Below are 19892 nucleotides of genomic sequence, written 5' to 3' on the forward strand. Positions count from 1 at the left end.
GCTCGTCGGTGGGCGGGGCCTCTGTCGTGTCGGCCCGGTCAGACATCGCTCACGACGCCTCTGCGGCGTCGGTTGTGTCGGGCACCGCTGGCGGCACCGTCGAGATTGAGTCGGGCGTCGCTGGTGGCGCCGTCGAGTTTGTGTCGGGCGTCGCTGGTGGCGCCGTCGAGTTTGAGTCGGGCGTCGCTGGTGGCACCCTCAAGCTTGTGTCGATGACCGGCGCTGCCGACGGCCCGGCGGGCGGGGACGCGGGCGGCAACGCCGCGAGCTTCGAACGATGGGTCTGACGCGGCGCACGGGCGACCAGGGCGCCGCGAACGAAGGCGACGGCGACGAGGGCCGTGCGGTTGGGCGCGCGCCAGTTCCGCATGAGCCGCGACAGATGCCAGGCCACGGTCTGGCGGCTGAACCGCGTACTCCGCGCGATCTCTTCGTTCGACAACCCGTAGGCGGCGAGCGTGAGCATGTCCGCTTCGTCCGCAGTCAACGCATCGGATGCCGCAGCCAGCTCGACATCCGACAGCCCCACATCTGCGAGCCCGGCGTCCGTGAGCGCTTGGTCGGCCGGAAGCTCGCCGGCCTGCCGTGTATCGGGGTCGGAATGCGTACTCGTCGGCACTGCATCCTGCAGGCCGATCGTTTGCGCACCCGTGCTCCCCGCGCGGTCCTTCAGTGAGCTCTGACCGAACGGGTTCCCTCCGAGCTCAACCGAATCGCGCGCGGTGTCATCCCCTGCGCCACCCGCAAGGTCCGATGCGTCCGCCGCGTCGAGATGCGCGCGATGAGCGGCCCAGCTCTCGGCCCAACACGAGCCGAGCTCATAAGCGACGTGGGAGGCACGGGCCATCGCGATCACCGTCTGAGCGCGACTGGCGCTCCGCGTGTGCCGGATGACGACCGAGAACACCTTCAGCGCAGGGAACGCCCCGCGCAGCACGACCGAGAAGTTCACGCCGGGCCCGACGGCAGCGCGGGCGGCCACGTGCCGCAGCCGCACCAGACAGGATTCGGGCACGGGTGTTCCCTGCTCGACGGCCACGAGGGCCGGCAGAAGCACGATCGGAACGATCTCGCGGTAGCGCTCATGCAGCCACTCCCGGTCGCCGAGCGGAACCTCGTCGAGCGGGGGCGCAACCAGCAGCCGCGCGAAGTCGGGCGCCCGCTCGGGCAGGCCCAGCTGCAGCGCCTGGCCCGGCCGCATGAGTTCCATCGTCGGTGCCTTCATTCCCACACGTCCCCCTCGGCGTCGGTTCTATCGTCGCATCCAGGGGTGGGGTCCGGCATAATCGCCCGACCGTTGACAGCGACACCTCGATCATCTACGCCTGTCGAGCACCGTGCCGCCCGGCCTAGGCTGGTTGTCATGACTACCACCCTGCGCACCGTGACCGACGTGGTCGAAAAGCTCTGGCCGATCGACGGGCAAGAGTCGTGGGATGCCTCGGGCCTCATCGCCGGCGCCTCCGAGCAGCCCGTTTCCACCGTCCTGCTCGCGGTCGACGCGGTCGCCGAGACGGTGGACGAAGCCGTCGAGCGCGGCGCCGGAGTCTTGCTGACGCATCATCCGCTGCTCTTGCGCGGTGTCACCACGATCGCGTCCTCTACCTACAAGGGCGCGCTGCTGCAGAAGCTCATCAAGAATGACTGCGCCCTGCTCGCCGCCCACACCAACGCGGATGTCGTGGCCGACGGCACCTCGGCCGTGCTCGCCCGGCACCTCGGCCTCGCCGACGTCTCACCCATCGTGGTCTCGAAGGAGCAGCCCCTCCGCGACGCCGACCCCGAAGCGCCTCTCGCCGGCATCGGCCGGGTCGGCACTCTGCCGCAACCCGTGCGCCTCGGCGACCTCGCCCGGGCCCTCGGCACGATCCTGCCCGCCACGGCCACGGGTGTGCGCGTCGCGGGGGAGTTCGACCGACTGGTGCAGCGCGTGGCACTCTGCGGGGGCGCCGGCGACTCGCTGACCGGCGAGGCTGCGGTGCAGGCATCCGATGTCTACATCACGAGCGATCTGCGACACCATCCGGCGTCCGAATTCGTCGAGCAGGCGCGACTGGGCGACGGCCCCGCCCTCATCGACACGTCCCACTGGGCATCCGAATGGCTCTGGTTGGATGTCGCGGCCGAACACCTGCGCCGCGAACTGCCGGGCGTCGAGGTGCTCGTGAGCGAGATTCGCACCGATCCGTGGGACTTTGTCGTCACGCAATGAGCCAAGATAGAGGTATCGCTACAACGTTGGGATCAGTGTGAAAGCCAGTCTTGCCGAGCAGAAGCAATTGCTCTCGCTCCAGGCCGTCGATACGACGGTCGCTCAGTTGAACCACCGCACCAAGAATCTGCCGCAGAACGCGGAGATCGCGCAGCTGCGCACGCAGCTCGACGCGCTGCGCGGTCGACTCGCCACCGAGACCGGAACGCTCGACGACACGCGCGCCGAACTCTCGCGGCTCGAGAGCGATGTGCAGCTGGTCGAGGCCCGCGTCGCGCGCAACACCGAGCGCCTGCAGCAGACCGCCTCGGCGAAAGACGTGCAGGCGTTCGAGCAGGAGCTCGAGTCGCTGAAGCGTCGCCGCGACAACCTCGAAGAGATGGAACTCGTCGTCATGGAGCGGGCCGAGACCGACGAGGCCGTCGTGAACGCGACCCGGGCCGACGAGGCCGAGCTCACCGCTCGCATCCAGACCCTCGAAGCCGAGCGCGAGGCCGCCCTCGACCGCCTGAGTGGCGAGCTCGGCACCGCAACCGGCGAGCGCAACACCGTGGCCGAGAAGGTCACGCCCGAGCTGCTCGCGCTCTATGAGAAGCTGCGTGCACGCGGCGGTTTCGGCGCGGCGCTCTTCCGCGCGGGCACCTGCGGGGCCTGCAACATCACGTTCACGGGCAACGACCTGCAGTCGCTGCGCGCTCAAGAGATCGACGCCGTTGTGCAGTGCCCCGAATGCAACGCCATCGTCGTGCGCACCGAAGAGTCGGGTCTCTGGTGAGCCACTCCTTCGTCGTCGAGGCCGACGGCGGTTCGCGCGGCAACCCCGGCATCGCCGGCAGCGGCGCGATCGTCATCGACGAGGCATCCGGCGAGATCCTCGCCGAAGAGGGCGTCTATGTGGGCATCGCCACCAATAACGTCGCCGAATACCACGGCATGATCGCCGGGTTGAAGAAAGCCTTCGAGATCGATCCGACGGCCGTCGTGCACGTGCGCATGGACTCGAAGCTCGTGGTCGAGCAGATGTCGGGCCGCTGGAAGATCAAGCACCCCGACATGCAGAAGCTCGCGCGCGAGGCCCACGCGCTCATCGGCTCGCGCCAGGTCACGTTCGAGTGGATTCCGCGCGCCGAGAACTCCCGCGCCGACGCCATCGCCAATAAGGCCATGGACCGCAAGGTCAGCTTCGCCGAGTAGCTCTCGATAGACTGGAGGCGAACGGGCCGGCTAGACGGTCGCGTCATCCGCCTTCGGGTGCGATGCCGAGGAACGTCCGGGCTCCACAGAGCAGGATGGTGGGTAACACCCACCCGGGGCAACCCGCGAGACAGTGCCACAGAAAGTAGACCGCCGCCGGGCAACCGGCGGTAAGGGTGAAACGGTGGTGTAAGAGACCACCAGAGGCCAGGGTGACCTGGTCGGCTCGGTAAACCTCGTCCGGAGCAAGGTCAGACAGAACACCATGGGGCTGCTCGTCCCGTGTTCGGGTAGACCGCTAGAGGGCTGCGGCAACGTAGTCCCGAGAGAGATGGCCGTCACGGTCGCGCAAGCGGCCGACAGAACCCGGCGTATCGGCCGACCCGTTCACCTTCTTTGCTGCCTCGGAGCGGCAACATCCGCGCAGCGGAAACGACGATGCGGCGGCTCATGATCGAGCCGCCGCATCGTTCTTTTAACACTCTCGCCGGATGTGAGCCGCCTTACTTCTTGGCGGCGCCCGAGTCGGCCATCTTCTCGCCTGACGCACCGTCGCTCTCGGCTTTGGCGTCAGCCTGGGAGCCGGCGCCGGCAGACGTGCTGCCCACATGCGCGGCCGCATCGCCGTGCACGGCCAGCGCCGCGGCACCCAGGATGCCCGCGTTGTTGCGGTGACGCGCCGGCACGATGGGCGTGTTCAGGCTGAGCAACGGCAGGAACTTCTCGTGGTGCTTCGACACGCCGCCGCCCACGATGAACAGGTCGGGGGAGAAGAGGAACTCGAGCTTGTCGTAGTACTTCTGCAGGCGCTTGGCCCAGTGCTCCCACGAGAGGTCGTCGCGCTCCTTGGCGCCATACGACGCCTTCGACTCGGCGTCGTGCCCGTCGATCTCGAGGTGGCCCAGCTCGGCATTCGGAATGAGCACGCCGTTGAAGATGAGCGCGCCTCCGATGCCGGTGCCGAGCGTCGTCATGATGGTGAGACCCTCTTGATCTTTCGCGGCACCGAACGCGGATTCGGCGTAGCCTGCGGCATCCGCGTCGTTGACGAACGTGATCTCGCGGCCCAGCGCGTCTTCGAATTGCTTCTCGGCGTCGAGGCCGATCCACTTCTTCGACACGTTGGCGGCCGACAGCGTCTTGCCGTGCTTCACGATGGCGGGGAAGCAGACGCCCACCGGTGTGTCGGCCGACGGCGGGTCGAGCTGCTTAAGCAGGTCGACGGTCGTTTGCAGGATGTCGGCGGGCTTGCCACCGTCGGGCGTCGGCACCTTGATGCGGTCGGTGAGCAACTCGCCCGACGCCAGGTCGATGATCGCGCCCTTGATGCCCGTGCCGCCGATGTCGATGCCGATCGCGGTCTTGGTGGAGGCCGACGAGACGTCGGTGTCGGATGCGGTCTGAGCGGGAATCGGAGTTCCGCTGGTGGTTTTCGCCATGACAGTCACCTTAGAGGGGTTGCGGGTTTGAACGGGAGGGGTGGTGGCGCGCGCCGTCGCCGCGCTAGAAGCTCGTCTGGCCGGTGGGCAAGGTGAGGATGTCTGCCCCGCGTTCGGTCACCACGAGCGTGTGTTCGAACTGGGCGGTGATGCTCTTGTCGCGCGTCGTCACGGTCCAGTCATCCCCCCACATGTCCCACTCGTGCGTGCCGAGCGTGAGCATGGGCTCGATCGTGAAGACCATGCCCACCTCCATGACGGTGTCGAACTGCGGCGCCGAGTCGTAGTGGGGGATGATGAGGCCCGAGTGGAATGCCTCGCCCACGCCGTGGCCCGTGAAGTCGCGCACGACGCCGTAGCCGAAACGCTTGGCGTAGGACTCGATCGTGCGGCCGATGACGTTCACCTGGCGGCCCGGCGCGACGGCCTTGATGCCGCGGCGCAGCGACTCCTCAGTGCGCTCGACCAGCAGGCGCACCTCGTCGCGCGGCTCGCCGGCCAGGAACGTGCGGTTGGAGTCGCCGTGCACGCCGCCGATGAAGGCCGTGATGTCGATGTTGACGATGTCGCCGTCATCCAGAACCGTGTCGTCGGGAATGCCGTGGCAGATGACCTCGTTCACCGAACTGCACAGCGACTTCGGGTAGCCGCGATAGCCGAGCGTCGACGGATAGGCGTCGTGCTCGATGAGGTAGCGGTGCCCGATGGCGTCGAGCTGCTCGGTGGTGACGCCCGGCTTCACGTTCTCACCCACGAGCGCGATGGCGTCGGCGGCGATGCGGCCGGCGCGTCGAATCGCCTCGATCTTCTCGGGCGGGTAGACATCCGATCCGGTGAACGGCGACGGGGCCGTCTTGCCCACATATTCGGGGCGGGGGATGCTGGCCGGCACCGGTTTGACCGCGGTGAGCTGGCCGGGAATCAGGTGTCCGTGAGAGTCCTTGGGCATAGGATCAAGCTTAGTCCGGCGCTCAATCGGCGCGGCACAGAAGCAGAATCGGCGCGGCACAGAAGGGGACGACGATGTCAGAAGATCCGTCGAAGCAGTACTGGTACAACATGAAGACACAGGCCGTCGAGCAGGGCTACGCCTCGCCGTCGGCCGATCGCGTGGGCCCGTTCGCCACCCAGAGCGAGGCGGCGCACGCGCTCGAGAAGTTGCGCGAGAACAGCCAGCGTTGGGCCGCCGAAGAAGCAGCCGAAGACCGCTGAGGTTCGGCATCCGCGACGGTCGTCAGAATCCACTAGCCTGGAGTTCTTGAGGCTTGCTTCGAGACATCGGCGATCGCCCGGAAAGAGGAGTGCATGGATAAGCAGACTGACTTCGTTCTTCGGACCATCGAAGACAGAGGCATCAAGTTTGTCAGGCTCTGGTTCACCGATGTGGTGGGCACGCTCAAGTCCGTGGCCATCGCGCCCGCCGAGGTCGAGGGCGCTTTCGCCGAGGGCCTCGGGTTCGACGGCTCGGCCATCGAGGGCCTCACGCGCTCCTACGAGTCCGACCTGCTGGCGCACCCGGACCCGACCACGTTCCAGATCCTCCCGTGGCGCGGCGAGATCGACCCCACCGCGCGCATGTTCTGCGACATCACGACCCCGGATGGCGTCGCCGCCGTCGCCGACCCGCGCAATGTCTTGAAGCGCACGCTCGAAAAGGCCGCCGACCGCGGCTTCACGTTCTACACGCACCCTGAGATCGAGTTCTACCTGCTGAAGTCGGCGCAGCTCGGCCCCGAGGGCCCCATCCCCGTCGACTCGGCCGGATACTTCGACAACGTTCCCGGTGGCACGGCCCACGACTTCCGCCGCCGCTCGGTGCGCATGCTCGAAGACCTCGGCATCTCGGTCGAGTTCAGCCACCACGAGGCGGGCCCCGGCCAGAACGAGATCGACCTGCGCTACGCCGACGCGCTCACCACGGCCGACAACATCATGACGTTCCGCACGGTCATCAAAGAGGTCGCCATCGAGCAGGGCGTCTACGCCACGTTCATGCCGAAGCCGCTCTCCGACCACCCGGGTTCCGGCATGCACACGCACATGTCGCTGTTCGAGGGCGACCAGAATGCGTTCTACGAGGCCGGCGCGCAGTACCAGCTGTCCAAGACGGGCCGCCAGTTCATCGCCGGTCTACTCAAGCACGCGCCCGAGATCACGGCCGTCACGAATCAGTTCGTCAACAGCTACAAGCGGCTCTGGGGTGGAGACGAGGCCCCGAGCTTCGTGTGCTGGGGTCACAACAACCGGTCCGCGCTCATCCGCGTGCCCCTCTACAAGCCCAACAAGGGGCAGTCGTCGCGCGTCGAATACCGCGCCATCGACTCGGCCGCCAACCCCTACCTCGCCTACTCGCTCATGCTTGCCGCCGGCCTCAAGGGCATCGAGGAAGAGTACGAGCTGCCGCCCGAGGCCGAAGACAACGTGTGGAGCCTGAGCGACACCGAGCGCCGCGCCCTCGGCTACTCGTCGCTGCCCGCGAGCCTCGACCACGCCATCCAGTACATGGAGGAGTCCGAGCTCGTCGCCGAGACGCTGGGCGAGCAGGTGTTCAACTACGTGCTGCTCAACAAGCGGCGCGAATGGCAGGAGTACCGCGCGCAGGTCACGCCGTACGAGCTCGCCAAGAACATCGAAATCCTCTAAGCAGGATTCTCCGTGCAGCGGCAGATGGCGACTCTGACCGAATTGGCGCGCATCGGCTTTGCCGATCTCAGCGAGTCGAGAGAGGTTCTCGACACGCTGCATGAGGTGGCCGGTGTCGACCCGCGAGAGTTCCTCGAGGACTTCCGGGTGGCCGCCGACCCCGACCAGGCGTTGCGCGCCATCGTGTCGCTCGCGCGCGTGGACGACGGGCGCACGGCCCGGCTGTTGGCCGACCCCGTGCACCGCGTCGTGCTGCTGCGGTTGGCCGGGGCGTCGCAGGGGCTCGTCGAGTTCTTCGAGCGTCATCCCGACCAGCTGGATGTCGTCACCGAGCCCGCCGATGAGTTGCCGTCGGCCGCGCAGATCGCCGACGACCTGTTGGCGATCGTGCAGGAGGTCGACGGGTTCGCGTCCGCGGGCGCGACATCAGCCGACGGACTGTCCGACGCCCGGACCGCAGCTGCCGCGGATACGAGCTCGAACGCCTCCGGCTCGAACGCTTCCGGCTCGAACGCTTCCGGTTCGTCGGCATCGAGCGGCACGTCGTCCCCGGCCTGGTCGGAGGACCGCCTGTGGACCGATCTGCGCATCCGCTACCGCCGCTGGCTCGTGCGCATCGCCGCCTTCGACCTCTCGGCCGCCGACGCCTCGGCCGTGCTCGACCGCGTGGCCACGAGACTGGCGGATGCCGCGGGCGCCGCGCTCGAGGCATCCCTCGCCGTCGCCCGCACCCACGTCACCATGCCCGGCGCCGGACCGGCCCGCTTCACGCGCGACGAGGTCGCCCTCACCCGCTTCGCCATCATCGGCATGGGCAAGGCGGGCGCGAACGAGCTCAACTACGTCAGCGACGTCGACGTCATCTTCGTGGCCGAGGGCGATGAGCAGGGCGGTCTCGACAACTCGAAGGCGGTCGACATCGCGACGCGCCTGGCCGTGCTCACCATGCGGGGCATCTCCGAGGCCGGCTTCGAGCCGCCGCTCTGGGAGGTCGACCCGAACCTCCGCCCCGAGGGCAAGCAGGGCGCGCTCGTGCGCACCCTCGACTCGCATATTGCCTATTACGAGCGCTGGGCCAAGAGCTGGGAGTTCCAGGCGCTGTTGAAGGCGCGCCCGCTCGCCGGCGACCCCGATCTCGGGCAGCGCTACGTCGACGCCCTCTGGCCCAAGGTGTGGTCGAGCGCGTCGCGTGAGAACTTCGTCGACTCGGTGCAGCGCATGCGCGAGCGGGTGACCGACAACATCCCGTCCGACGAGCTGCACTACCAGCTGAAGCTCGGGCCGGGGGGCCTGCGCGACATCGAGTTCACGGTGCAGCTGCTGCAACTCGTGCACGGCCAGAGCGACGAGAGCGTGCACGAGCGCGGCACGATCCGGGCGCTCGGGGCCCTGTCCGAGAGCGGCTACATCGGTCGCGTCGAGGCCGCCGGTTTCGCACAGGACTACCGCCTCCTGCGGGTGCTCGAACACCGCCTGCAGCTCAGCCGGCTGCGTCGCACGCACCTCATGCCCCGGGATGACGCATCCCTGCGTGTTCTGGCCCGCGCCTCGGGTCTCGCCACCACCGGTCACGCTCTCGTCACGCGCTGGGAGAGCACGAAGAACGAGGTGCGCACGCTGCACGAGCGGCTGTTCTACCGCCCGCTGCTGAGCGCCGTCGCCGCCCTGCCCGAGGACGAGGTCACGCTGAGCCCCAAGCAGGCCGAGGCGCGCCTGGCGGCCATCGGGTTCCGCGATGCCCGGGGTGCGCTGTCGCACATCCAGGCGCTCACGGGCGGGGTGTCGCGCCGGGCCACCATCCAGCGGCACCTGCTGCCCGTCATGCTGCGCTGGTTCGCCGACGGCGCCGACCCCGACTACGGCCTCCTCGCCTTTAGGCGGCTGTCCGAGTCGCTCGGCGGCACGCACTGGTTCCTGCGCATGCTGCGCGACTCGTCGGGCGTGGCCGAGCGTCTCACGCGCGTGCTCAGTGGATCGCGCTACATCGGCGAGCTGCTCGATCAGATCCCCGAGGCATCCGCGTGGTTGGAGGACGATCGGGAGCTCAAGCCCCGCAGCCTGACGACGCTGCGTGATGAGGCATCCTCGATTCTGCGGCGCCATGCCGATGCCGAGCCCGCCGCCAAGGCCATCATGCGGATGCGTCGGCGCGAGCTCTTGCGTCTCGCGATCTCGTCGGTGCTTGGTGTCGTCGAACTGCAGCAGCTCGGAGCCGGCCTCACCGACGTCACGACGGCTACCCTCGACGGCGTGCTCCGGGCCATCCGCCGCCGCGACGGTCTCGGACCCGACGCGCTTGAGTTCGCCGTGATCGGCATGGGACGCTACGGCGGGGGCGAGCTCGGCTTCGGCTCGGACGCCGACCTGCTCTACGTCTTCCGTGCGACCACCGGCATCCCCGAGGCGACCACCCAGGCGGCCAACGCGATCGTCAAGGCGCTGTCGAGCCTCACCGAAGATCACCGCGTGCCGCTCGACCTCGACACCGACCTGCGGCCGGAGGGCAAGAACGGGCCCCAGGCGCGCTCGCTCGACTCCTATCGCGCCTACTACGAGCGCTGGTCGCTCACATGGGAGGCGCAGGCGCTGCTGCGGGCGCGCGGCGTTGCGGGGGACGAGCAGCTGCTCGCCGACTTCGAGACCCTGGCCGACACCGTGCGCTACCCGGCCGCGATCGCCGAACAGGCGGTGCGCGAGGTCAAACGCATCAAGGCCCGCGTCGAGAACGAGCGCCTGCCGCAGGGCGCCGACCCGACCCGCCACGTGAAACTCGGGCGCGGTTCGCTCAGCGATGTCGAGTGGTTCGTGCAGCTCATGCAGCTCGAACACGCCGCCGCCATTCCCGACCTGCGCACGACATCCACACTGGATGCCCTCGCCGTCGTCGCCCGCGAACACCTCGTCCCCGATGCCGACGCCGAACGCCTGCGCGAGGCCTGGCTCTTCGCCTCGCGCCTCCGCAGCAGCATGACGCTCTGGCTCAACAAGACCACGGATGTCTTGCCGAGCGACCGGCGCCAACTCGAGGGCATCGCGCGCGTCATGGAGTACCCGCCGGGTTCGGCCACACAGCTCGAGCAGGACTATCTCGCGGTCACCCGCCGGGCCCGCCGCGTCTTCGAGCAGCGCTTCTACGGCCTACCCGACCGCATCCAGCCCTCGACGGCCTGAGCGAAAGGCTGAGCGAACGCCTGAGGGCCGCCCCGACGAATCGGAGCGGCCCTCAGGAACCGGCGAGCGGTCGTTCAGCGACTAGACGCCGAAGTACAGCTCGTACTCGAACGGGTGCGGGCGCTGGGCCAGCGGCTTGATCTCGTTCTCGCGCTTGTATTCGATCCAGGTCTCGATGAGCTCCGGGGTGAACACGTTGCCGGCGAGCAGGAACTCGTGGTCGGCCTCGAGCGCGGCCAGGGCGCCTTCGAGCGTGGCGGGAACCTGAGGAATGCTCTTCGCTTCCTCGGGGGGCAGCTCGTAGAGGTCCTTGTCGACGGGCTCGTGCGGCTCGATGCGGTTCTTGATGCCGTCGAGGCCGGCCATGAGCTGAGCGGCGAACGCGAGGTACGGGTTGCCCGAGGCGTCGGGCGCGCGGAACTCGATGCGCTTGGCCTTCGGGTTGGTGCCCGTGATCGGGATGCGGATCGAGGCCGAGCGGTTTCCGGCCGAGTAGACCAGGTTGACGGGGGCTTCGAAGCCGGGAACCAGACGGTGGTACGAGTTCACGGTCGGGTTGGTGAACGCGAGCACGGCGGGGGCGTGCTTCAGCAGGCCACCGATGTACCAGCGAGCCAGGTCGGAGAGCCCGCCATAGCCGGCCTCGTCGTAGAACAGCGGCTTGCCTTCGCTCCACAGCGACTGGTGGGTGTGCATGCCCGAACCGTTGTCGCCGAAGAGGGGCTTGGGCATGAACGTTGCCGTCTTGCCCCACTGGTCGGCCGTGTTCTTGACGATGTACTTGAACTTGAGGATGTCGTCGGCCGCGTGCACCATCGTGTCGAAGCGGTAGTTGATCTCGGCCTGGCCGCCCGTGCCCACCTCGTGGTGAGCGCGCTCGAGGATGAGGCCCGCGTCGATCAGCTTCAGCGAGATGTCATCGCGCAGGTCGGCCTGCTTGTCGACGGGGGAGACGGGGAAGTAGCCGCCCTTGTAGGGGGTCTTGTTAGCGAGGTTTCCGCCTTCTTCGACGCGGCCCGAGTTCCAGGCGCCCTCCTCGGAGTCGACGAAGTAGAAGCTCGAGTGCTGGTTCACTTCGTAACGGACGTCGTCGAAGATGTAGAACTCGGCCTCGGGGGCGAAGAACGCGGTGTCGGCGATGCCGGTCGAGGCCAGGTACTTCTCTGCCTTCTTGGCGACCTGACGCGGGTCCTTGGAGTAGACCTCGCCGTTGCGGGGGTTGTAGATGTCGAACACCATGATGAGGGTGCGCTCGGCGCGGAAGGGGTCGACGTAGGCGGTCGAGACATCCGGGATCAACTGCATGTCGGACTCGTGGATGTTGGCAAAACCGCGGATGGAAGAACCATCGAACAACTGGCCGACGGAGAAGAACTCCTCATCGACGGTCGAGGCGGGGATGTTGAAGTGCTGCTGCACACCAGGAAGATCGGTGAATCGGATGTCGAGGAATTTGACGTCCGTGTCTTTGATGAACTTGAGCACCTCGGAGGAATCACTGAACATGGGAAGAACTCCAAATGGCTTCGTACCGAGCGGGGTGCGACATGCACCCAACCCGAGGCTATTGATAGGGCATTACCCCGCAGTGTCGCCCATGTTTCGGGCGTGTTACGAGTCGAAGGGCACGTAGACTTGAGCCGTGCCGAACCCCCCAAAGCCTAGCGTCCGCTTCGGAGACCTCCAACCGAGCAGCTATCCCGGGCAGCGTCTGGGCCTGCCCGAAGAGGGTGTGATGAGCATCGCTCGGCCGGGTCGCCGCATCTCGGCGTTCCTCATCGACAGCGCCATCTCGGCGCTCATTTCGTTCGCGTTCTTCAACTACGACACGTGGGCCACGCTGCTCGTTTTCGTTGTCACGCAGATCGTTTTCATCCCGACGATCGGCGGCGGTCTCGGCCACCGTGCGGTCGGCATCCGCGTCGTCAAATTGGGCGGCGGATGGATCGGCGTCTGGCGTCCGGTCGTGCGCACCCTCCTCCTCTCCATCCTCGTTCCGGCCCTCGTTTGGGACTCGGACCAGCGTGGCTTCCACGACAAGGTCGCGGGCACGCTCCTCATCCGCAGCCGCTGATCGCCTCGGAGCTGCGCGTGCCGCGGGCGGGCTCCCGTGAGACGTGCCGCGGAAAATTAGGAACCGTCTCATCTCTTGGTCGCAGGTTCGAATCGCGTGCGCTGCTCGCGGCTAACATGGATGGATGACGAATCCTGCTGCGGTTGAAGACGTTCCCATCGGCGGGGACGACATCCGCCTCGGCCAGTTCCTGAAGTTCGCGGGGCTCCTCGATTCCGGTGGAAACGTCAAAGAGGTGATCGCCGACGGTCTCGTGACCGTGAACGGCGACGTTGATCGCCGCCGCGGGCGCCAATTGCAGGTCGGAGATATCGTCGGCTTCGAGGGCCACCGCGTCCGCGTCAGCCACTGAGCTGAGCGCCCTCTATGCGCCGGTCAAACGATGTGTCCGTAGACATTCTCGCCTCGCCTAGCCGCGACCCGGCCCCGCAAACGAAGAAGGCCCGCCCTCTCGGACGAGCCTCCTTCTGATACTGAACTGGACTAGCGGGCGCGCTGCGGGCGAGCCTTGAACGGGTCGACGCCCTTGGGGATCGGCATCTGCGTGCCGAGGGACGCGAGTCGGTTGGAGACGGCCAGCGCCTCGGGCTTGGTGAGCGTGTTCTTCACCTTGCGCACCGACTTGGCCAGCTTGTGCAGCTCGACCGAATCCTCGTCGGGGCCGACATAGAGCACCGTGACGGGAACGTTCGGCAGAACGCGGTTGATCTTGCGCTTCTCGTCGTCGACGAGCTTGCGGGTGCGCGAGATGGGGCCTTCGCCCACGAGCACGACGCCGCCGCGGCCGACGGCACGGTAGACGGCATCCTGCGTGCGACCGTTGACGTTGACGGGCATTTCGCTGCCGCGCCAGCTGCGGGGGAGCGAGCCGCGGAACACGGCCCCGACGGCACCGGGCTGACCGGCGATCTGCCCATAGGCGGCACGCTCGGCGCGGCGACCCAAGATGAGCATGGCCGCCAGGATTCCGGCGAGCACACCGGCGATCACCCAGAGGACGATGCCGAAGACGCTATCGCGCGAGAAGATGAGTGCCAGTGCCACACCGACGGCAACGCCGCCGAGGAAGCCGAGCAGCATCGCCCAGACGACATTCGGGTCATAGCGGCGAGTCATCTGGAAGACCTGAGCCATCTGCTTGAGACGACCCGGCTCCTTCGCCTTCTTCGCGGGTTTTTCCTTACGTGCCATGGTGTCAAGGATACCGGCATCCGGCGCTTTCGCTCTGCACAGTTTGCGATCCTCGGTTTCGTCCACACCGTGATCGCCGACGGCGCAATTCCGACCCCGTTGCGTGAGGCTGGGTGACATGACGGATGCTGCACCCCACCCCCTGCTCGGCTCCACTGTCCAGGGCTTCACGCTTCACGCTGTGCGCTTCACCTGGCCCTGCGCAACGGACTTCGATGCATTGCGGCCGCGGCGCCTGACGGATGATTCCGCGCCCGAGGTGCCGATGCGCCGGCGAGGTGCCGCGCGACAGGCGCACGGGTGCGGCACGGCCCCGTTCGAGCACGTGCGAATCCGGGTGTGGCATGAGCCGGGAGCAACCGGGTCGCCGCCGGCACCCCCGTCGAGCGACCCGCCCGTGCAGGCCCACCGAGCCCAAGCCTGGCTCTCACGTCACAGCATGATGCGTCGATTCTTGCGCAGACGGGGCTCGTCGTCCCGGGGCAGCCGCACGGCCGAGATTCGTGTCTTCGTGACGCCCTCGCCGCAGAGAACTCGACGGCACGAGCACGACCTCGCATCGGACCACCGCATTCGAAGCGACATCATCGCTCGTCCGATCGTCCTGTCGACAACCGACCCGTCGATCGACGAACCCTTCGGCGGCTGTGAGGCCGCGATCTTTCCGGCGATCGGGAACGCGCTCATCGACCTGCTTTCGCGAGACCGGAACGCTCGAGCTGACACCGTCCTCGCCGTCCTCGTTCCGCTGCTGAATGGCCTGATCGAGCTCGGCGAGTGCGGCTACCGGCCCCGACCGCTGGCGCTGGACGCCCTCGCGTGCGACGACTCCGGGCACATCGTGATTATCGATGCGGGACGGTTCTCGGTGTCGCGCGACGATCGAAGCGTCGCTGAGGCCGCACAAAATGCGGACGCGTGCGAGGCAACGCCCCAGGAGGCACTCGCGGTACTGGCCCCGGTCGTCGAGGAACTCTCGCGTTGGTGGCACCGCGCGGGCAGTGAGGCCCGCCCGGGCGCACGACTGGCGGCCCGCTGGGCGTCGTGGTGCGACCAGATCGAGGGCGCGTCGGCACGAGCCACCCTCACCCTCCTCGAGGCGCAACTCGTCGCCTGGCATGCGGAGGAGGTGCGATCCGCTCGCGCTACGCATCCCACGCATCCCGCACATCCCACGCACAACGCGCGCGACGCGACGCCCGAGCATCCCGCGCACGACGCGACGCCCGAGCACGACGAAGCGGCGCCCACCGAAGTGGACGCCGCTTGACGGGATCGAACCGAGGAGTGGATCCTCCGGTTAGATGCCGAGGTCGTTCTGGAAGTTGCCGTCTTCGAGACGGTTCTTCACGGCCACGAGGAAGCGCGAGGCATCCGCGCCGTCGACGATGCGGTGATCGTAGGACAGGGCCAGGTAGACCATCGAACGGATGGCGATCGACTCGACGCCGCCGTTCGAGATGACGACAGGCTTCTTCGTGACGATGCCGGTGCCGAGGATGGCGACCTGCGGCAGGAAGACGACCGGGGTGTCGAACAGGGCGCCGCGCGAACCGGTGTTGGTCAGCGTGAACGTTCCGCCGGCCAGCTCGTCGGGCTTCAGCTTGTTGTCGCGCGTGCGGGCCGCCAGGTCGGCGATCTGCGTGACGAAACCGTTGAGGTCGAGCGACGAGGCGTCACGGATCACGGGAGTGAGCAGGCCGCGCTCGGTGTCGACGGCGATGCTCAGGTTTTCGTGGTCGGGGTAGACGATCTGGTCGCCATCGATCGTGGCGTTGATGACCGGGTAGGCCTTCAGCGCCTCGGTCGCCGCGAGGGCGAAGAAGGGCAGGAAGGACAGCTTGTTGCCGGTCTTGGAGTGGAACTCACCTTTCACCTGATCGCGGAACTGAGCGATCTTGGTGACGTCGACCTCGACGACGCTCGTGAGCTGAGCAGAGGACTGCATCGACTCGACGGCGCGCTGCGCGACGACCTTGCGGAGACGCGACATGGGCTGCGCGGTGCCACGGAGGGGCGAGGTCTCGAGCGGCTTGCGCGCGGCCTCGGTGGAAGCGGCGGCCGGTGCAGCGCTCGATGTGGTCTTGGCCTTGGCAGCCTCGAGCACGTCTTCCTTGCGGATGCGGCCACCGACGCCCGTGCCGGAGACGGTCGACAGGTCGACGCCTTCCTGCTGGGCGAGACGACGCACGAGCGGAGTCACGTAGCCGGAGTTGCTGCCGTCGCCGGCCGGAGCCGACTGCTCGGCAGGGGCGGAAGCCGCGGGAGCGGACGACGCTGCGGACACCGGCGCCGGGGCCTCGGTGGGAGCCGACGGCGCGTTCGGGGCGGCGGGCTGAGCGGCGGCGCCGTAGGCGTTGCCCTTCTCGTCCTCGGCCTCGGGAGCGTCTTCGGCGGGCGCGGTCGCGGCCTCGTCGGCGGGCTGCTCGGTCGAGGGAGCCTCGGGAACGGGCTGCTCTTCGACGGGCGCGGGTGCCTCTTCGGCGGGTGCCGGCTCGGCTGCGGGTGCCTCGGCCTCGGGAGCGGATCCCTCGTCGGACGAGCCCTGGCTCGAACCGTCGCCGATCTCGACCAACGCGGTGCCGACCTCGACGGTCTCGTCTTCCTGGACCAGAATCTTCTCGATGACGCCGGCGACCGGCGACGGGATCTCGGTGTCGACCTTGTCGGTCGAGACCTCGAGCAGAGGCTCGTCGACCTCGACGCGATCTCCGACATTCTTCAGCCAGCGGGTGACCGTGCCCTCGGTGACACTCTCGCCGAGTGCCGGGAGGCTAACGGATTCGCTCATGACCTTAACTCCTTCAAAAACCTAATTCGTGACTGTTTGTCTTGGTGCTTCTGTCGTTCGACCTAAAGCGCGTGCAGAGGCTTTCCGGCCAGCGCGAGGAATGCTTCGCCGACCGCCTCGTTCTGCGTGGGGTGCGCGTGAATGAGGGGCGCGATGTCTTCGGGGTAGGCCTCCCAGTTGACGACGAGCTGGCCTTCGCCGATGAGCTCACCGACGCGGGCGCCGATCATGTGCACACCGACGATGGGGCCGTCGTTGACGCGCACGACCTTGACCGACCCGGTCGTGCCGATGATCTCGCTCTTGCCGTTGCCGGCGAGGTTGTAGTCGTAGGTCGAGATCTTGTCGTCGCCCCACTGCTCTTTGGCCTTGGCTTCGCTGTAGCCGACCGAGGCAACCTCGGGGTCGCAGTAGGTGACCTTGGGGATGTTGATGTCGGGGATGACGATGGGCTTCAGGCCCGCGAGCTCTTCGGCCACGAAGATGCCCTGCTGGAACCCGCGGTGCGCGAGCTGCAGGCCGGGGACGATGTCGCCCACGGCGAAGACGCCGGGCACGCTCGTCTCGAGGCGCTCGTTGGTGATGACGAAGCCGCGGTCCATCGTGACGCCGACCTCTTCGTAGCCGAGGTTGGCCGTGGACGGGCCGCGACCGACGGCAACGAGCAGCAGATCGGCGTCGAAGGTCTTGCCGTCTTCGAGCGTGACGACCACGCCGTCATCGTTCTGCGTGACGCTCTGGAAACGCACACCGAGCGAGTAGTTGATGCCGCGCTTGCGGAACGCGCGCTCGAGCGACTTCGAGATCGACTCGTCTTCGTTGGGGACCAGGTGGGGGAGCGCCTCGATGATCGTGACGTCGGAGCCGAAGGACTTCCAGACGCTCGCGAACTCGACACCGATGACACCGCCGCCGAGCACGGCGACCTTCTTGGGGATGAAGTCGAGCTGCAGCGCCTGCTCGCTCGTGATGACGCGGCCGCCGATGTCGAGGCCGGGCAGCGAGCGGCTGTAGGAGCCGGTGGCGAGGATGACGTTCTTACCCGTGATGGTGCGGTCGCCGACCTGGACGGTGGTGGGCGACGTGAGACGCCCCTCGCCCTCGATGGTCGTGATCTTGCGCGCCTTGACGAGGCCCTGCAGACCCTTGTACTTCTTGGCGACGATGCCCTCGCGGTAGGCCGTGACGGCCTGGATGTCGACACCCTCGAACGTGGCCTTCACGCCGTACTTCTCGGAGTCGCGAGCGCCGTCGGCGATCTCGGCCGAGTGCAGCAGCGCCTTGGTGGGGATGCAGCCGCGGTGCAAGCAGGTGCCGCCGACCTTGTCCTTCTCGATCATGCCGACGGTGAAGCCGAGCTCTGACGCGCGCAACGCTGCGGCGTATCCGCCTGATCCACCGCCCAACACGACCAGGTCGAACGTGTCGCTCGATCCCTGGTTCTCAGACGTGGTGTTTCCGGACGGGTTGGTTTCCGACACTGAACTTCTCCCTCAAGCATCTGGTTGTGCGTGTTGCTGGTGTGCGCCCGCCTGGTTCTCAGGTGGCGCAGAGGCGGGCATCCTTTGCCCATTCGAGCCTACTACGGGCGGCTAAACTCTTCGGCCACTTTCAGCAGTGTGCGAACGCCCGACGCGGTCGGACCTCCACCCGTGAACCCATAGGCGGCGTCAGTATTGTTCGACGGGCCGGCCGTGTCGATGTGGGTCCAGGGGATGGTGCCGCTGCCGTCCTCGGTGTCACCGATGAATTCGCGCAGGAACGCGCCCGCGAGCAGCATGCCCCCGGCGGTCTGGCCGAGCTTGGCGTTCTGCAGGTCGGCGATGGGCGAATTGAGCTTCTTACGCAGTTCCTCGGCGAACGGCATGGGCCACATGGGCTCGTCGACGGCGTCGGCTGCCGCCTTCACCTGGGCGACGAACGCGTCGTCTCCCATGAGTCCGGAGTAGCGGTTGCCGAGGGCGACCTGCTGGGCGCCGGTCAGGGTGGCGATATCGACGATGGCGTCGGGGAATTCCTCGCTCGCGGCGACGAGGCCGTCGGCCAGAACGAGGCGGCCCTCGGCATCCGTGTTGTTGATCTCGACGGTGGTGCCGCCGCGGATGGTGAGGATGTCGTCGGGGCGCATGGCCTGACCCGACGGCATGTTTTCGGCGATGCACATCCAGGATGTGAGGCGCACGGGCAGTTCGAGGCGCGCGGCGGCGACGACGACGGCCAATACGCTCGCGGCACCCGCCATGTCGTACTTCATGCCGATCATCGAGCCCGCGGGCTTCAGCGAGAGGCCGCCCGTGTCGAAGGTGATGCCCTTGCCGACGAGCGCGAGGTGTTTCGAGGCGCCCGCGGGGGAGTAGCTGAGCTTGACGAGGCGCGGGGGGCGAGCGGAACCCTGGCCGACGCCCATGATGCCGCCGAAGCCTTCGGCGACGAGCTGCTCCTCGTCCCAGATGGTGACGTCGATGGGGAGGCTTGCCGCGGCCTCGACGGCTGCCTGGGCGAGCGTCTCGGGGTAGAGATCGGACGGCGGGGTGTTGACGAGGTTCTTGACGGTCGACACGGCCTCGGCGACGGCGGAGGCGTGCGCGGCGACGTGGGATGCCTCATCCGACCCGTCGGCGACATGCTCGCCCGTGTGGTGCACGACGACGTTCTCGACGGCCTGCTTGTGCTCGCCGAGCGAGGCGCTGCGGTAGTCGAGGAAAGCGTAGGCACCCAGGGCGGCACCCTCGGCGAGCGCCTGGAGTTCATCTGCCGACTGCGTGGCGATAGCGATGGCGACGGTCGACTGACCGGCCAGCTGGCGGAGGGCCGAGCCGGCCGCGTAACGCAGGGATGCCGCATCCACCGTCGAACCGAGCCCGGCGACGGCCAGGGGGATCGAGGTGCCCGCGGGGGCCGGCAAGCGCACGAGCCCGTCCTTGGCACCCGTGGACCCCACCTGACGCAGCTGGGCCTCGATGGCGTCGGTGTCGACGCTGCCGTCGAGAGTCACGAGGGCCGGGCCGTCGGCGGTCGATCGCGCGGCCAGCAGGATGATGTCGGGCTGAGTGTCGTTCGCCCCACTTCCGTATTCGGTGGTCGATCGGACGGTGAGGGAGATCTGCGGAACGCTCATTCCATCCATGTTAGGTGCTCGTTGCTGGGCGCCAGGTGCCCGCACCCGCGCCTGTTCGC

Annotated in this window: 17 protein-coding genes and 1 other RNA gene; 10 read left to right on the forward strand and 8 right to left on the reverse strand. The window is 67.6% G+C overall.

The window, feature by feature from the left end; all coding sequences use genetic code 11:
• Positions 1-49: 49 nt before the first annotated feature.
• Positions 50-1225 carry a LuxR C-terminal-related transcriptional regulator gene (locus tag ACUWEX_RS07315; protein WP_445997576.1) on the reverse strand — a complete coding sequence of 392 codons (1176 nt, stop codon included), beginning with the start codon at positions 1223-1225 and terminating at the stop codon, positions 50-52.
• A 138-nt stretch (positions 1226-1363) separates the two neighbouring features.
• On the opposite strand from ACUWEX_RS07315, the gene ACUWEX_RS07320 reads away from it, so the two are divergent.
• From ACUWEX_RS07320 to rnpB, 4 genes are all read left to right on the forward strand, one after another.
• Positions 1364-2212 (forward strand): Nif3-like dinuclear metal center hexameric protein, encoded by an 849-nt coding sequence (locus ACUWEX_RS07320; RefSeq protein ID WP_445997577.1) that lies wholly within the window; start codon positions 1364-1366, stop codon positions 2210-2212.
• A 37-nt stretch (positions 2213-2249) separates the two neighbouring features.
• A complete protein-coding gene (locus ACUWEX_RS07325; protein WP_445997578.1) occupies positions 2250-2987 on the forward strand; it encodes a zinc ribbon domain-containing protein in 738 nt (245 codons plus the stop codon).
• Positions 2984-3406 carry a reverse transcriptase-like protein gene (locus tag ACUWEX_RS07330; RefSeq protein ID WP_077053291.1) on the forward strand — a complete coding sequence of 141 codons (423 nt, stop codon included), beginning with the start codon at positions 2984-2986 and terminating at the stop codon, positions 3404-3406. The genes ACUWEX_RS07325 and ACUWEX_RS07330 overlap by 4 nt, the downstream gene beginning before the upstream one ends.
• A 22-nt stretch (positions 3407-3428) precedes the next feature.
• Positions 3429-3796: RNase P RNA component class A (gene rnpB / locus ACUWEX_RS07335), an RNA gene on the forward strand.
• Between the two features lie 113 nt (positions 3797-3909).
• On the opposite strand, the gene ppgK is transcribed toward rnpB, so the two are convergent.
• On the reverse strand, positions 3910-4845 hold the full coding sequence (gene ppgK / locus ACUWEX_RS07340; RefSeq protein ID WP_445997579.1) for a polyphosphate--glucose phosphotransferase: 936 nt from the start codon (positions 4843-4845) through the stop codon (positions 3910-3912).
• A gap of 64 nt (positions 4846-4909) precedes the next feature.
• Positions 4910-5794, reverse strand: a complete 885-nt coding sequence (gene map / locus ACUWEX_RS07345; RefSeq protein WP_445997580.1) for a type I methionyl aminopeptidase — start codon at positions 5792-5794, stop codon at positions 4910-4912.
• A 74-nt stretch (positions 5795-5868) separates the two neighbouring features.
• Here map and ACUWEX_RS07350 point away from each other — a divergent pair, with 74 nt between their 5' ends.
• The 3 genes from ACUWEX_RS07350 to ACUWEX_RS07360 all read left to right on the forward strand — a co-directional run bounded on the left by ACUWEX_RS07350 (position 5869) and on the right by ACUWEX_RS07360 (position 10659).
• Positions 5869-6057, forward strand: coding sequence for a hypothetical protein (locus ACUWEX_RS07350; protein WP_079727488.1), 189 nt, complete (start codon positions 5869-5871; stop codon positions 6055-6057).
• 93 nt (positions 6058-6150) lie between these two features.
• Positions 6151-7488, forward strand: a complete 1338-nt coding sequence (locus ACUWEX_RS07355) for a glutamine synthetase family protein (RefSeq protein ID WP_079727489.1) — start codon at positions 6151-6153, stop codon at positions 7486-7488.
• 24 nt (positions 7489-7512) lie between these two features.
• Positions 7513-10659, forward strand: coding sequence for a bifunctional [glutamine synthetase] adenylyltransferase/[glutamine synthetase]-adenylyl-L-tyrosine phosphorylase (locus ACUWEX_RS07360; RefSeq protein WP_445997581.1), 3147 nt, complete (start codon positions 7513-7515; stop codon positions 10657-10659).
• Between the two features lie 81 nt (positions 10660-10740).
• Here ACUWEX_RS07360 and glnA read toward each other — a convergent pair whose 3' ends face one another.
• Positions 10741-12165 (reverse strand): type I glutamate--ammonia ligase, encoded by a 1425-nt coding sequence (gene glnA, locus ACUWEX_RS07365; RefSeq protein WP_079727494.1) that lies wholly within the window; start codon positions 12163-12165, stop codon positions 10741-10743.
• 229 nt (positions 12166-12394) lie between these two features.
• Between glnA and ACUWEX_RS07370 the strand changes: the two genes are divergently transcribed.
• Both ACUWEX_RS07370 and ACUWEX_RS07375 read left to right on the forward strand, forming a co-directional pair.
• Positions 12395-12733 (forward strand): RDD family protein, encoded by a 339-nt coding sequence (locus ACUWEX_RS07370; RefSeq protein ID WP_143785350.1) that lies wholly within the window; start codon positions 12395-12397, stop codon positions 12731-12733.
• A 124-nt stretch (positions 12734-12857) separates the two neighbouring features.
• Positions 12858-13085 (forward strand): RNA-binding S4 domain-containing protein, encoded by a 228-nt coding sequence (locus ACUWEX_RS07375; RefSeq protein ID WP_079727496.1) that lies wholly within the window; start codon positions 12858-12860, stop codon positions 13083-13085.
• Positions 13086-13216: 131 nt separating this feature from the next.
• Here the strand turns inward: ACUWEX_RS07375 and ACUWEX_RS07380 are convergent, their stop codons facing one another.
• Entirely contained in the window at positions 13217-13924 is a 708-nt protein-coding gene (locus ACUWEX_RS07380; protein WP_079727497.1) for a DUF4191 domain-containing protein, read from the reverse strand.
• Positions 13925-14435: 511 nt separating this feature from the next.
• Here ACUWEX_RS07380 and ACUWEX_RS07385 point away from each other — a divergent pair.
• On the forward strand, positions 14436-15194 hold the full coding sequence (locus ACUWEX_RS07385; protein ID WP_445997582.1) for a hypothetical protein: 759 nt from the start codon (positions 14436-14438) through the stop codon (positions 15192-15194).
• 30 nt (positions 15195-15224) lie between these two features.
• Here the strand turns inward: ACUWEX_RS07385 and sucB are convergent, their stop codons facing one another.
• The 3 genes from sucB to ACUWEX_RS07400 form a co-directional block, all read right to left on the reverse strand.
• Positions 15225-16715, reverse strand: coding sequence for a 2-oxoglutarate dehydrogenase, E2 component, dihydrolipoamide succinyltransferase (gene sucB, locus ACUWEX_RS07390; protein ID WP_445995821.1), 1491 nt, complete (start codon positions 16713-16715; stop codon positions 15225-15227).
• A 62-nt stretch (positions 16716-16777) separates the two neighbouring features.
• Positions 16778-18196: a dihydrolipoyl dehydrogenase gene (lpdA, locus tag ACUWEX_RS07395; protein ID WP_445995822.1), complete on the reverse strand. Its 1419-nt coding sequence runs from the start codon at positions 18194-18196 to the stop codon at positions 16778-16780.
• 101 nt (positions 18197-18297) lie between these two features.
• Complete coding sequence (locus tag ACUWEX_RS07400) at positions 18298-19833, reverse strand: leucyl aminopeptidase (protein WP_079727963.1); 1536 nt, start codon at positions 19831-19833, stop codon at positions 18298-18300.
• Between the last annotated feature and the right edge of the window lie 59 nt (positions 19834-19892).

Source organism: Okibacterium fritillariae (assembly GCF_052783725.1).